This is a genomic window from Rhizobium mongolense USDA 1844, assembly GCF_000419765.1.
Taxonomy (GTDB): domain Bacteria; phylum Pseudomonadota; class Alphaproteobacteria; order Rhizobiales; family Rhizobiaceae; genus Rhizobium; species Rhizobium mongolense.
Window position 1 is genome coordinate 284,180 of sequence record NZ_ATTQ01000002.1, and the last position, 13,510, is coordinate 297,689.

Annotated in this window: 12 protein-coding genes; 3 read left to right on the top strand and 9 right to left on the bottom strand. The window is 61.9% G+C overall.

What is annotated here, in order from left to right; all coding sequences use genetic code 11:
- The first annotated feature begins 44 nt into the window (after nt 1-44).
- Nucleotides 45-950 carry a LysR family transcriptional regulator gene (locus tag A3C3_RS0104555; protein ID WP_022713434.1) on the top strand — a complete coding sequence of 302 codons (906 nt, stop codon included), beginning with the start codon at nt 45-47 and terminating at the stop codon, nt 948-950.
- A 1-nt stretch (nt 951) separates the two neighbouring features.
- Here A3C3_RS0104555 and A3C3_RS0104560 read toward each other — a convergent pair whose 3' ends face one another.
- Complete coding sequence (locus A3C3_RS0104560; RefSeq protein ID WP_022713435.1) at nt 952-1,824, bottom strand: LysR family transcriptional regulator; 873 nt, start codon at nt 1,822-1,824, stop codon at nt 952-954.
- A gap of 112 nt (nt 1,825-1,936) precedes the next feature.
- Between A3C3_RS0104560 and A3C3_RS0104565 the strand changes: the two genes are divergently transcribed.
- Nucleotides 1,937-3,175 (top strand): MFS transporter, encoded by a 1,239-nt coding sequence (locus A3C3_RS0104565; protein ID WP_051154435.1) that lies wholly within the window; start codon nt 1,937-1,939, stop codon nt 3,173-3,175.
- Entirely contained in the window at nt 3,172-3,555 is a 384-nt protein-coding gene (locus A3C3_RS0104570; protein WP_022713437.1) for a VOC family protein, read from the top strand. The genes A3C3_RS0104565 and A3C3_RS0104570 overlap by 4 nt, the downstream gene beginning before the upstream one ends.
- Before the next feature lie 34 nt (nt 3,556-3,589).
- Here the strand turns inward: A3C3_RS0104570 and A3C3_RS0104575 are convergent, their stop codons facing one another.
- The 8 genes from A3C3_RS0104575 to ubiE all read right to left on the bottom strand — a co-directional run bounded on the left by A3C3_RS0104575 (nt 3,590) and on the right by ubiE (nt 13,415).
- The gene (locus tag A3C3_RS0104575) at nt 3,590-5,251 is read right to left on the bottom strand and encodes a thiourocanate hydratase (protein WP_022713438.1); all 1,662 of its coding nucleotides are present in this window, start codon (nt 5,249-5,251) and stop codon (nt 3,590-3,592) included.
- A 28-nt stretch (nt 5,252-5,279) separates the two neighbouring features.
- Nucleotides 5,280-5,609 (bottom strand): TfoX/Sxy family protein, encoded by a 330-nt coding sequence (locus A3C3_RS0104580; RefSeq protein ID WP_022713439.1) that lies wholly within the window; start codon nt 5,607-5,609, stop codon nt 5,280-5,282.
- Nucleotides 5,610-5,613: 4 nt separating this feature from the next.
- Nucleotides 5,614-6,711: a thiohydantoin desulfurase gene (locus tag A3C3_RS0104585; protein ID WP_022713440.1), complete on the bottom strand. Its 1,098-nt coding sequence runs from the start codon at nt 6,709-6,711 to the stop codon at nt 5,614-5,616.
- Nucleotides 6,692-7,972, bottom strand: a complete 1,281-nt coding sequence (locus A3C3_RS0104590) for a Zn-dependent hydrolase (RefSeq protein ID WP_022713441.1) — start codon at nt 7,970-7,972, stop codon at nt 6,692-6,694. The genes A3C3_RS0104585 and A3C3_RS0104590 overlap by 20 nt, the downstream gene beginning before the upstream one ends.
- A complete protein-coding gene (locus tag A3C3_RS0104595; RefSeq protein ID WP_022713442.1) occupies nt 7,969-9,351 on the bottom strand; it encodes a dihydroorotase in 1,383 nt (460 codons plus the stop codon). The genes A3C3_RS0104590 and A3C3_RS0104595 overlap by 4 nt, the downstream gene beginning before the upstream one ends.
- Nucleotides 9,352-9,379: 28 nt before the next feature.
- Nucleotides 9,380-10,963: an aromatic amino acid lyase gene (locus tag A3C3_RS0104600; protein WP_022713443.1), complete on the bottom strand. Its 1,584-nt coding sequence runs from the start codon at nt 10,961-10,963 to the stop codon at nt 9,380-9,382.
- A 95-nt stretch (nt 10,964-11,058) separates the two neighbouring features.
- The gene (ubiB, locus tag A3C3_RS0104605; RefSeq protein WP_022713444.1) at nt 11,059-12,633 is read right to left on the bottom strand and encodes a 2-polyprenylphenol 6-hydroxylase; all 1,575 of its coding nucleotides are present in this window, start codon (nt 12,631-12,633) and stop codon (nt 11,059-11,061) included.
- Between the two features lie 5 nt (nt 12,634-12,638).
- A complete protein-coding gene (gene ubiE, locus A3C3_RS0104610; protein WP_022713445.1) occupies nt 12,639-13,415 on the bottom strand; it encodes a bifunctional demethylmenaquinone methyltransferase/2-methoxy-6-polyprenyl-1,4-benzoquinol methylase UbiE in 777 nt (258 codons plus the stop codon).
- Nucleotides 13,416-13,510: the final 95 nt, after the last annotated feature.

A 13,510-nucleotide genomic window follows, 5' to 3' on the forward strand; every position in this document is an offset into this window, starting at 1 on the left:
ATTAGTCTTCATATGATGGAACTCGAATTCGGAAATGCCGAACGATGATCAAGATCGAAGGCATAGTGGCTTTCGTCGCAGTGGTGGAATCAGGTTCCGTGAGCGAGGCTGCGAGGCGCCTGCGCATGTCGAAATCCGTTGTCAGCGAAAGACTGGCGGACCTGGAAAAGACACTCGGCGGCATGCTGCTTCACCGCACGACACGAAAGTTGACGCTGACGGAGGACGGCACGGCCTTTATGGAGCGTGCACTTCGGATCGTGCATGAGATAGAAGGAGCCGCAGCCGATATGGCCGAGCGCCGCGGTACGCTCGCCGGTCCCTTGCGTATTGCAGCACCTGTCACCTTCGGTCGCATGCATCTTGGTCCAGCCCTCTATCCGTTTTTGGCAGCGCACCCCGAAATCGCGCTGACGCTCGACATTGATGACCGCCGTGTGGACGCTTCGTCGGAAGGCTACGACGCCATTATCCGCCATGGGCCGATCGCCGATTCCCGCCTGGTGGCCTGGAAGCTCTCGCGCAGCCGCCGTCTGCTGACGGCTTCGCCAGCCTATCTCGACCGCTACGGGACGCCGGCGACGTTGGCCGATCTCGATGCTCATCGAGGCCTGTTCTACACCAATCGTGGCATCGCGGACTGGCGCTTCCAGACGCCGACGGGTGCAATCGTCGTGCGTGCGAAGCTGGCGATGGGCATCAACAATGGCGACATGCTCCGCGATGCGGCAATTGCTGGTCTCGGGATCGCGCTGCTGCCGACCTTCATTGCAGGTCCGGCAATCCGCGACGGCAAGCTCGTCGAGATCGATGTCGGCTACCGGCCCGAAGCCGAGTCCATCTACATGGCACATCCGCAAGGCCGCAACCCTTCCGCCAAACTCCGCGCCCTGGCCGATCACCTGAAAACTGCCTTCGGCGATCCGCCCTATTGGGATCCTGCAGGCTAAGTCAAAGCAGGCTCATCAGATTTTCCGTCACCGGCGAGCGCTGCGTCTTCAGCACCGCGAGGGCCAGCCGCGCGACCGCCGGCGGCCCGTCGATCGGCCGGTAGGCGACGCCATCGAGCCTGATCTGTGCGATCGATGCCGGAACGATCGACACTCCGAGCTCTGCCGCAACCAGATTGACGACAGAGGAAATCTGCGGCGCTTCCTGTGCCACCGTCAGTTCGAAACCCGCCTTCCTGCAGGCGAGCACGACATCGTCGAAGAGGCTGAGGCCAACCAGCCGCGGGAAGAGAATGAACGGCTCATTTGACAGCAGTGCCAGGGACAGGCGCTCGTACTTCGCCAGCGGATGGTTTGCGGGCAGGGCAACCACCATCGGCTCGTCATCGAGGCGTTTCAGGCGCACGCCCGGCGGATCGTCGAGGCTCGGGCGCATGAAGGTCGCATCCAACTCGCCGCGATTGAGTTTCTCCATCAGTGCCAACGTATTCATCTCCGTCAGAGACAGCCGGACTTCCGGCCACTGCGCTCGAAACCGCCTGATCGTCGCGCTGACAACCGGATTGAACGCGGAGGAGGCCGTAAAGCCGAGCGCCAGCTTGCCCGTCTCGCCGCGATTGGCACGCTGGGCGGCAAGTTTCGCCTTCTCGGCAGAAGCAAGTGACGCCTTGGCTTCGCCGAAAAACGCCTCGCCCGCCGCCGTCAATTCCGCGCCATGCGGCACGCGGTGAAACAAGGCCGCGCCGATTTCCGCTTCGAGATCGCGGATCTGCTGGCTGAGCGGCGGCTGGCCGATGCCGAGTTTCCCCGCGGCCCGCGTAAAATTGCCTTCCTCCGCGACCGCAAGAAAATAGCGGATATGCCGAAGCTCCATGCGGTATCTCCAAAACCTATCGGAAACGTCAGTTCCATATATTGGACAGCTTATGCCCTTTTGACTAGATGAATGGAGAAAGGCTTGAGCCATGCACAAGACCGCAGCCAGAATGAGCGACATTTCCCCGATCGAAACACCGGCGGCGTCCCCCGCGAAAGAATACCTGCAGCGTGGCACGGCTTCCTACCGCCGAGCCAGTCTTGCACTCTTCCTCTCGGGCTTTTCCACCTTCTCGCTGCTCTATTGTGTCCAGCCGCTGTTGCCGATCTTTGCGGACGAATTCTCTGTCAGCCCAGCGCAAAGCTCGCTTTCGCTTTCGCTGTCGACGGGCTTCCTCGCCATTGCCATTATATGCGCAGCCGCCATTTCGGAAGGTCTTGGCCGCCGCAGCCTGATGTCAATCTCGCTCGTCGGTGCGGCGGCACTGACGATTGCAGCGGCCTTTGTGCCGGACTGGCACCTGCTGCTTGTCATCCGCGCCCTCCAGGGCTTTGTCCTTGGCGGCGTTCCGGCCGTTGCGATGGCATATCTCGCGGAAGAAATCGACCCGCGCGGCCTTGGCGCTACGATGGGACTTTATGTCGGCGGCACGGCCTTCGGCGGCATGTCCGGCCGGGTGCTGACCGGGATTTTCGCGGAATACCTCACCTGGCGGCCGGCGATGTTTCTGATCGGCGCGATCGGCTTGGCTGCGGCAGCCGGCTTCATTGCACTGCTGCCCGCCTCGCGCAACTTTATCCGCCGCCCGGGCTTCGATCCGAAATTTCATCTGAAAGCCTGGCTCGCGCATATGCGCAATCCGGCACTGCCGTTCATTTTCGCCATTGCCTTTCTGGCGATGGGCTCCTTCGTCACCATCTACAACTATGCCGGCTTCCGGCTTGTCGCAGCACCCTATGACCTGACGCAGACCGCACTCGGCTTGATCTTCACCGTCTATCTCTTCGGCATCGGTGCCTCTTCGGTCGGTGGCATACTGGGTGATCGCTTCGGCCACTTCGCTGTCCTGCTGACGGGAATTGCAATTACCGCCGTTGGCAGCGCCCTGACGCTTTCCGCCTTCCTGCCGGTCATCATTTTCGGCATTATCGTGCTCACCAGCGGCTTCTTCATGAGCCATTCGATCGCAAGCGGCCTCGTCGGGAAGCTTGCCCGAGGCACGAAGGGACACGCCTCGTCGCTCTATATGCTTGGCTATTACGTCGGTTCGAGCGTCATGGGCTCGGCAGGTGGCTGGTTCTTCGCCATCGAAGGCTGGACGGCGGTCGTCTTCTTCACGCTCGGCATGCTGGCCCTCGCCTTTGCGGCGGCCTGCGCCGCACGCAGCCTTTCGAGGAGAAAATTTTGATCCGCATCAGCCACCTCGATCACCTTGTCCTGACCGTCGCCGATATCGAGGCGACGTGCGAGTTTTACCGCCGAACCCTCGGCATGTCCGTGGAAACATTCGCAAAAGGCCGCAAGGCGCTGAAATTCGGCAATCAGAAGATCAACCTTCACCAGGCCGGGCGCGAGTTCGATCCCAAAGCCAACCAACCGGTACCGGGTTCGGCGGATCTCTGCTTTATCGCCGAAACAGCCCTCGCCGATGTCATCGCGCATCTCCAAGCAGCAGATGTTGCAATCGAGGAAGGACCCGTCGAACGCGCCGGCGCCACCGGGACTATCCGCTCCATCTATTTCCGCGATCCGGACGCCAATCTCATCGAGGTATCCAATCCCATCTGAGGGATCCCTAGGTCGAGGCGCTTGGTCCTACGTGCTAACTCAATCGGATATACGGCACATCCTTCTTTTGCACTTCGTCCAGCGCTTCCTCGTATCCGGCATCCGCATAGCGCATGACGCCGAGCGCCGTGTCGTTGGTAAGCGCACGATCGAGCCGCTCGTCGGCGGCCTCGGTGCCGTCGGCAACGACAGTCACGCCGCAGCTGGTCATGTAGCCGGCATAGCCGCCTCCGCCGGAATGGACGACGACGAGGTCAGCCATCGAGGAGCAGAGCATCATCGCATCGATCAGCGGCCAGTCGGCAATGGCATCGGAGCCATCCTTCATGCGCTCGGTCATGATGTTTGGATGCGCCATGGCGCCGGCATCGAGATGGTCGCGGGAGAAGGCGACAGCGCCTTTCAGCTCTCCGCTTGCGACCAATTCGTTGACGCGGCGGGCAAGCGCGGTGCGCTCGCCATGGCCCAGCCAGGCAATCCGCGCCGGCAGGCCCTCGAAAGGCACATGCTCGCGGGCAAGCCGGATCCAGTTGGTGATGATCTTGTTATCCGGGAACATTTCGAGCAGCAGATCGTCGATCCTTGCAATGTCGCTTGCTTCTCCTGACAGCGCCATCCAGCGGAAGGGACCGATAGCGCGCGCGAAAAGCGGGCGCAAATAGGCTTCGGTGAAGATCGGAATGTCGAAGGCATTGGCAACGCCGCCATCTCTGGCCTGTGTGCGGATCAGGTTGCCGTTGTCGAAGACCTCGGAGCCCTTCTTCTGGAACTCCAGCATCGCCGTCACATGTTGAACGATCGAGGCGCGGCTTGCCGCCATCAACTGGCCCTGGCCGTCGTCGCGAAGTGCCTTGACCTGGGCAAGGCTCATGCCCTTCGGAACATAGCCGTAGACAAGATCGTGTGCCGAGGTCTGATCCGTCACGATATCCGGCATGATGCCGCGCCGGGCGATCTCTGGGTAAATCTCGGCCGCATTGCCGACGAGGCCGACGGACAGTGCCCGCTTTTCCTTCACGGCCGTGTCGATCATTTGGAGTGCGGCATCGAGATCAGGTGCAATCTCCTGCAAATAGCCGATCTGCTGACGTTTCTTTGCCCGCTCCGGATCGATATCGATGCAGAGGATTGCAGCTCCCGCCATGCGTCCAGCAAGCGGTTGAGCCCCTCCCATGCCGCCAAGACCGGCGGTGAGCACGAAGCGGCCGAAGAGGTCGCCGCCGAAACGCCGCTCGGCAATGCGCATGAAGATTTCGTACGTTCCCTGGATGACGCCCTGGCTGCCGATATACTGCCAGGCGCCTGCCGTCAGCCCGCCCCAGCAGATCAGCCCCTTGCGCTGCAATTCGTAGAAGACTTCGGGCTTCGCCCACTGTCCGACGATATTGCAGTTCGCCATGATGACGAGCGGTGCCTTGGCGTGAGTCTTTACCAGGCCGATCGGCTTGCCGGACTGGATCAGCAGCGTCTGGTCCTCTTCCATCTCGCTTAGAGCCTTGACGATGCCCTTGTGCGCCGCCCAGTTGCGCGCCGCCTTGCCGAGCGCGGCATAAACGACGAGATTGTCCGGGTCTTCGCCGACGGCAAGCACGTTTTCGAGGAGGCGCAGCAGCGCCTCTTGCCGCCACCCCTTGGCCCGCAACTCCGGCCCGCCAGGAATCGGAAATTTCGGATGACGTGGATTGGGCTTCGGCATGGGATGTCCTTCCTCAAGTCCTGTCTTGTTATTTTACCTGCAGCGTTTGCACATAGCCGAGTGCGGCATCGAGAAGACGCTTGCGCAGCGCATTGTCGCCATAGACGCGGGCGTCCGCGCGAACCCAGCCCTGCATCGCCCGTTCACCTAGGATCATCTGGACGACGCCTGGCAGCTCCAGCGCTGAGCCGTCATTGCCTTTGCCGAGCCGGACCAGCATGCCATCTTCTCGCGCACCACAAAGAAGGTTGCCGTTCAACAGAAAGGCCCAGCCGCCGAACATCGGCTTTTCGTAGAGACCGGGCAGGCCGCCGAGCTCTTCCCTCAGCAGTTCCTCAAGGCCAGCATCTCGCGCCATCGCGTCAGGCCCTTGCCGCCAGGGCGTAGCGCGCAATCTCGATACCCATCGCCTTTTCCACGGGCGGATAAACGGTCGGATCGAGCACGCTTGCTGAAAGCGGTATGATCTCCATCGGCACATGCAGGATGAACACATGCATACCCTCCTTGAGCTGGCCGACGCTGAGCGGCTCACCGTCCGGCGAAAGCGTCGTGATGACCGAGGGGAACGTTGCCATGCGCGCTCCGTCGGCGTCGTCGACAGCCATGTACTCGTTCATCACATGCATCGTCACGGCTTTGGCGCGGGAGCCGACGACGATCGTGCCGATATCGAAGGCTTCCTTGGTGTAGACGACGTCCTTCTTGGCAATCACGCCTTCTGCGAGGATGCTGCCGCCGGTTGTCTTGCAGATTGCATCGATGACGGCGGGTCCGCCCTTCTTTTCCGCCGCAATGATCGCTTCGCCGAGGGCAAGCGCCATCGAGATGCCGCCGAGAGCTGCATGCTTGCGCACATAGGATGTCCGCACCGGATTGCGGCAGCTGGCAATGAAGCCGCCCGATTGGTCGGAGGCAGCGCGGAGGATCGGCGAAATCTTCGCGGTCGCACCCTTCACCACAAGCTCGATGTAGCGGTTCTGCGCGCGGTTTCCGCCGACCGCCGTCTGAATCATCTGCTCCGGTGAGCCCGCCATGCCGATCGAGCCCATGTCGCCGGTCGGATGGGCTCGGATATCACCGACGGCATCGACAACCTTGGTGCCGAGAATTGCCGAGGGCAGCCAGCCGTTCAGCGTCGAGGATTTGCCGTTCTGCCCGATGATAAGTCCAGAAAGCCTTTCGCCAAGTTCGTCCTGCAAAAGCTGCACGGCCTTCACATAGTCGATGCCTTGCATTTCCCAGAGTGTCGTGGAAGCCGGCGCGCCGATTGCCGCTGCTGTCGCGATCCAGTCGTCGTCCTGCAATTCATCGACGGAAACGAGCTCCGGCTTGCCGATGCTGACCGCAGCATAGCCCAGCATCCGGCCGTGATCGGCCCAGCCGCCGCCGCCCGCTGCATAGACCGAGCCGCCCTTGACCGCCGCCTCGACGTCTTTCTCAACGAGTATGCGCCCCATCCTCAGCCTCCCTTTCCAACGTCTGGTCCATCTCGCGCACAGCCGCAAAAAGCACGGCAGCGCCGAGTGCGATGTCGTCATTCTTTGCCCATTCGTCGGCCGAGTGGCTGCGTCCGTCCTTGCATGGCACGAAGATCATCGCGGCCGGCGCGACCTTCGCGATCCATGCCGTATCGTGCCCTGCGCCCGACGCCATGCGTCGATGTTTGGCACCGACGGTTTCACAGGCGTTTTCCAGCGTCTTCAGCAGGCTTGGATTACCGGGCGTCGGATAGTTGTCGGATACGCGATTGGGTGAATTGATCATGACGCCGTGGGCGATTGCAAGCTTGATGACATGTGCATCGAGCCACTTACAGAAGGCTTCCATGTCGCTGCGAATTTCTGCGCGCCCGTCGATGAGCAGAACCACCTTGGAAGGCACGACGTTGGCGGCATTCGGCTCGATCCGGAATTCGCCGACGGTCGCAGCGAAATGACCCGGCGTCTTCGCCCGCTCCGCTGCCGCATCGCGGATATCGAGCACCAGTTGCGAGGCCGCCACCAGCGCATCCGCGCGGGCATCCATCGGCGTCGTCCCGGCATGGTCCGCCCGCCCCTCGACGATGACTTCAATCCGGGTGATGCCCGCGATCGCCGTCACGATGCCGATATCCTTCTTCTCGTTCTGAAGCACTGGCCCTTGCTCGATATGCAGCTCGAGGAAGCCTTTGAGGTCCGGACGCCGCTGCGCGAGAAGCGTCTCCGGATCGCCGCCGACACCAAAGATGCCTTGTGCCAGATCGCGTTCGCCGCTCTTGCGCGCAAGCCAGGCTTCGGGAAGTTGCCCGGTCATGCCGCGGCTGCCGACGCATGAAACGCCGAAGATGCTGACCTCTTCCGCGAGGAAATCGATGATTTCCAGATCATGCTCCAGTGTGATCCCCTGGTCCTTGAGCGCGCGCGCGACTTCCAGCGCCGAGATTACACCGGCGATACCATCAAAGCGTCCGCCGTCCGGCACCGTATCGGAATGCGAGCCGACCATAATCGTGCCAAGACCTGGTTTCGTCCCTGCACTGCGCCCGATCAGATTGCCGGCGGCATCGATCCGCGTCTCCAGCCCGGCCGCCTTCATGCGCGCTTCGATATAGGCGCGGCCTTCAAGAAACAGCGGCGAGAAAGCCCGGCGTGTCCATGGATGATCGGGTTCGGTGATCTTCGCCAGCGCATCGATATCCTCGGCGATGCGATCGGCGTTGACGGGCAGGTTGCGGTTCATGCAGCTTCTCCGGAAATGATCTGACGCGGCAGAGGGCGGACGAATTTTCCCGTGCCGGGCTCTGCAACCACCTTCGTGCCATCGGTTATCTGGCTGCCGCGCAGATATACCGCCGAAATCGTCCATGGCAGACGGATGCCGTTATAGGGGCTCCAGCCGACGACATTGTTGCCGTTCGCGGCAGCATCATAGACGGTTTCGCGCGGTTCAAGCACGACGATGTCGGCATCCTTGCCGGGCGTCAGCGCGCCCTTGATGTGATCGAGCCGGAAATGTTTCGCCGGATTTTCCGCCATCAGCTTCGCAGCCCACGTGAGCGGGATGCCTCGTTCGAGCGCTCCTTTGACGAACAACGGCACCATAACCTCGAGCCCGGGCACGCCGGAGGCATTTGCCAGCATATCCGGATTGGTCTTGCGATTTTCCGACCAGCTCACATGATCGGTCGAAACCAGCCAGACGTTGCCTTCCGCCACTTTCCGCCACAGCGTTTCCACCTCGGCGCGTGGCCGGATCGGCGGATTGATCTTTGCTTTGCCGCCGAGGCGCCGCACATCGTTCTCCTCGTCAAGCGTCAGGTAGTGAATGCAGCATTCGACCGTCGCCTCGAACCCGTCGCGGCGATAGGCGCGGGCGATGTCGTAGCCGCGGCCGAGCGAGCAATGAACGACATGCGCCGGGCAGCCTGTATGGGCCCCGGTCTCGAAGATCGTGTGCATGGCAAGCAGCTCTGTGATCGGCGGACGCGAGAGACCGTGCGCGCGCCAATCCGTCAGGCCGCTTGCCTTGACCTTCTCCATGTAGGTGCGCACTGCCTCGTCGTCTTCATTGTGGACACCGGCCGTCAGCCCGGTCGGCGCGATCGCCGCAAAGCATTCGTCGAGAAGGGCGGGGGGGATGCGCGGGAAACGCTTCGGATCGGTCCCGAAGGTCGAGAATTTGAACGCGGCAACGCCGGCATCCGCCATTTCGCGGATTCGGGCCGCACCTTCTTGCGGATTGACCGTGCCGTAGAGCGCGAAATCGACGCGCGCCTGAGGGCTCGCGTGATCGATCTTCTTCTTCACCGCTTCGGCCGAGCAGACGAGATTGCCTTCGTCATAGGGCATGTCGACGATCGTCGTTACGCCGCCGGCCGCCGCCGAACGTGTCGACCAGATGAAGTCCTCCTGATCCTTCTGGGAGAGCGAATGCACTTGCGCATCGATCGCACCCGGCAGGACCAGCGCCTTGCCGAGCAGATGCCGCTGCCTGGCCGCAGGCGGCACGCCGATGCCGACCTCGGCGATCTTGCCATTGCGGGCTGCAACATAACCCTCTTCGAGAATGCGCTCCGGCAGCACGACGGTGCCCTGCAGAACGAGGTCGAAATCAGCCATGCTGTTCCTCCGTATCCGGTTCAAAAGCTCAGATGACGAGGGTGTCCTGCGTCAGTCTCCGTTCGATGCGCTCGAGCGAGCCGAGCGCGAAGAAGTCGTCGAATGCGGCGATCGGCACCTGCTCGATCAGCTTCGAAGCGAATTCGTCGGATCCGAGCTCTTCCTCAATCGCTTCAACCTCGGTCGAAAGCGGCCGGTCTACGGTGTAGAAATCGGCGTGCTTGCGGACGACATCGTAGATCATGCCCGCAACGCCCTCGGGCCGGTCGCCCAGAATGTCGGCTGCCTGTGCTGCCAACAGAGCCTCGAGGGCAGCAAGACGCTTCAGCGCCTGCATCTGCCGCTCGAAGCGCTCGATGACCAGCGGCAGGAAAGCCGCTTCGTCCTCAAGCCCCGCCGCAACCACCAGCGACTGGGCAGATACCGGGTTGGACATGGAAAGCACGCGTGAAAAGATCTCGCCGGCGAGCTTGATGATCGGGCCGAAACCAGTTGCGATTCGGCCTGGCGGCACGAGGTTCACCGGCAGGTCGCGCCGCTGCCCGTTGCCGAGCAAGACACAGCGGTTGAAGGCGTTGCGCGCCGCATGCGCCATGCACAGTGCCGCCGATTCCAGCAGGATCGTCACATCGAGGGGCAGCGAACCGCCGGACGTCATCACCCGGCCCTCGACCACAACCGGGTTGTCGTCAGAGCGGCCGGTGGCAGCAAGGATCTTGTGACCGGTCGAGAGCAGGTTCTCGATCACGGCGCCGAAGACCTGCGCGATCATGCGAAGGCTGAGCGGATCCTGAACGTGGGTCGCGACCGGCCATTCCCAGGCGTCGGAGGCATTGCATAGCCACGAACCGATCAGCGCTTCGCGCGGGGTGCCGACATGGCGCACCGCCCTCCAGGGGTCGCGGGAAGCGCCAAGCGCGCCGGCCGCCATCATACCGGTTGCGAGCAGGACGCGGATCGAAGCCGCCGCATTGCGCGTTGCCTCGGCGGCGGCTGCAAAGCTCACGGCATTGATGCTAAGCGAAGCGAGGCTGTCGCGCGGCGCCATGGTGACCGGTTCCAGCCCCGCTGCCCTGAAGGCATCGGCCGCTTGCATGCGCTTGCCGCGATAGACGGCTTCGCCGACGCCGGTCAAAACAGCGCCGATCTGTCCCATGAGGCCGATATCGGCGCAACCGATCGAGCCCGTGCGCCGCACGAGCGGGATGAGGTCAGCCCTGAGCAGCCGCAGATAGGTTTCTATGAGTTCCGGCGTACACCCGACTTGGCCCGTCAGCGCGGTATTGACGCGGATGGCCATGGCATTTCGCACGACAGCGGTGGAAAATGGTGTGCCGGTGCCGAAGTGATGGGCCCGCACGAGGCCGAGGTTGAACGTGTCGAGTTCCTCTGCCGACCATTCGACATCCTTCATCGCGCCGACCCCGGTGGTGGAACCGTAAACGGGAATGCCAGCCTGGATCGCTTCCTCGACGACGGAACGTGCGATCTCCACGCGTGCCATGCCTGTCGCCGAAGCAGAAAGCGCCACCCTGCCGGAGCCTATCCTCACCATCTCGGCAAAGCCGAGTGGTTGGCCGGAAAGTTCGATGCCAGGGCGTTCATGCTTCATCTGCAGGTCTCCTTGAATGCGAGACTAAGCGAGCACTGCGCATTATGAGATATCCCAAATGCCGAACACAGGATGTAATTGTTTGTGTCTGAGCCTCAGCTCAGCATCCAGGCTATATAGAGAAGCGTCAACGCGATAATCCAGAGCGCCAGGCGGCCGGACCGGCTGTAGCGTGCCTCGGATTTGCCGATCGCGTCGGCGGTTTCGGCGTCAAAGCGCAGTCCATGCTCGCTCATATGCAGCAGCTGATGATGGAATTTCTCGGTCTGTGCAGCGATTTCCGGAACGGCTTCCGCAAGCTTCACGGCAGCCTTCAGTCCATCTTTGAGGTCGGTGACGACCCGCTTCGGACCGAGATTGTTGCGGATCCAGTCGCCGACGACCGGCTCCGATGCCTTCCACATGTTGAAACGCGGGTTCAGCATGCGCGATACGCCTTCGACGACCACCATGGTCTTCTGCAGCATGACCAGTTCAGGCCGGGTCTGCATGTCGAAAAGTTCCGTCACCTCGAAGAGCAGCGTCAACAGCTTGCCCATCGAGATCGTTTCAGCAGGCTGGCCGTGGATCGGCTCGCCGATCGCCCGGATTGCCTGCGCGAAACTTTCAACATTGTGATGGCCTGGCACATAGCCCGCCTCGAAATGGACCTCGGCAACACGCACGTAGTCGCGCGTAATGAAGCCATAGAGGATCTCGGCGAGGAAGCGCCGCTCCTTCTTTCCGAGCCGGCCGACGATGCCCATGTCGACGGCGACGATCATGCCGCCTGAATCGACGAAAAGATTGCCGGGATGCATGTCGGCATGGAAGAAGCCGTCGCGCAGCGTGTGGCGCAGGAACGATTGGATGAGGACATCGGCAAGCGTGTTGAGGTTGTGCCCGGCAGCGCGCAGCCCCTCGACATCGGACATCTTGACGCCGTCGATCCACTCCATGGTGATGACGTCGCGGCCGGTGCGTTCCCAGTCCACCTTCGGAACGCGAAAGCCTGGATCCTGTCCCGTGTTTTCGGCGATCTCCGAAAGTGCAGCCGCCTCAAGCCGGAGGTCCATCTCGACTTTGGTCGACTGCTCGAGCGTTTTCGTTACTTCGACCGGCCTCAGCCGCCGGCTCGAGGCCATGAAGCGCTCCTGCATACCGGCGACGAGATACATTGCCTCGATGTCATGGGCGAAACGCTGCCGCACACCGGGGCGCACCACCTTGACGGCGACCTTCCTGCGGCCATTGGGAGTATTCACCTCTGCAGGATGCACCTGCGCAATAGAGGCTGCGGCAATCGGATCGTCGAAAGTCGCATAAAGCTCTTCGATCGGGCGACCGAGCGAGCCCTCGATACTCGCCTTTGCTGCCGCAAGCGGGAAGAAGGCCATCCGGTCCTGAAGCTGCGAAAGGTCGTCGGCGAATTCGACGCCGACGACGTCCGGCCTGGTCGCCAGAAACTGACCGATCTTCACATAGGAAGGTCCGAGCCGCTCGACTGCCTGGGCCAGCCGATCGCTGCGTTTCTTGGCTTTTGCGCGGCTGCGCGCAAACAGGCCGACAAAGGATTTGGCAAGGCTCACGGAAGGCGGCAGGCCTTCTGAAGGCAGCGCCGAAACAACGCCCTCGCGCACCAGAATCCAGCCGACCCGCACGAGCCGAATATATGCTCCGAAAGCACTCATTTAGATCAAAGCTTCCAGCCCGAGTGCAAGGCCGCGATGCCGCCGGTGTAGCTGGTGTAGGTCACGCGCGAAAAGCCGGCTTTACGGATCATTTCCGCGAAATTTTCCTGGTTCGGGAACTTGCGGATGGATTCGACAAGGTACTGATAGGGCTCGGCGTCGCCGGTTATCGCCTTGCCGAACCTCGGAATGGCGTTGAAAGACCAGGCCTCGTAAACCTTGTCCAGAAGCGGCATGTCCACTTCCGAAAATTCCAGCACGAGCAGCCGGCCGCCGCGCTTCAGCACGCGATAGGCTTCCGAGAGCGCCACGTCGATGTGCGGCACATTGCGGATGCCGAAGGCGATCGTATAGGCATCGAAGGTGCCGGCCTCGAAGGGCAGGTCCTCGGCATTGGCCTCGATGAAGGTGAGATTGTCGGAGAACCTCTTCCTGTCCGCCCGCTCGGCGCCGACGCCGAGCATGGAGCCGTTGATGTCGAGCACGGTCGCATGCGCCATGCGGTTCGATGCTTCGACGATGCGAAAGGCAATATCGCCCGTGCCGCCGGCAACATCCAGCACCTTGTAGCCCGGTTCCTTGCGCGGATTAAGCGCCGCAACCATCGCATTCTTCCAGGCGCGGTGCATGCCCATCGACATCACATCGTTCATGATATCGTAGCGTCTGGCGACCTTATGGAAGACGTCGTTGACGAGACCCTGCTTCTCGCCACTCGGCACCTCGCGGAAGCCGTAGGATGTTTCCATGCCGCCATTGGCGGAAGTACGGCTTTCTGACATCGGACAACTCCGTTACTCGAAATCGGTACGGCGACCATAGCGAAAGGCCGCTTGAGACGCTATCTGTGGAGGCGGGTAATACCCGCGGCTTACTG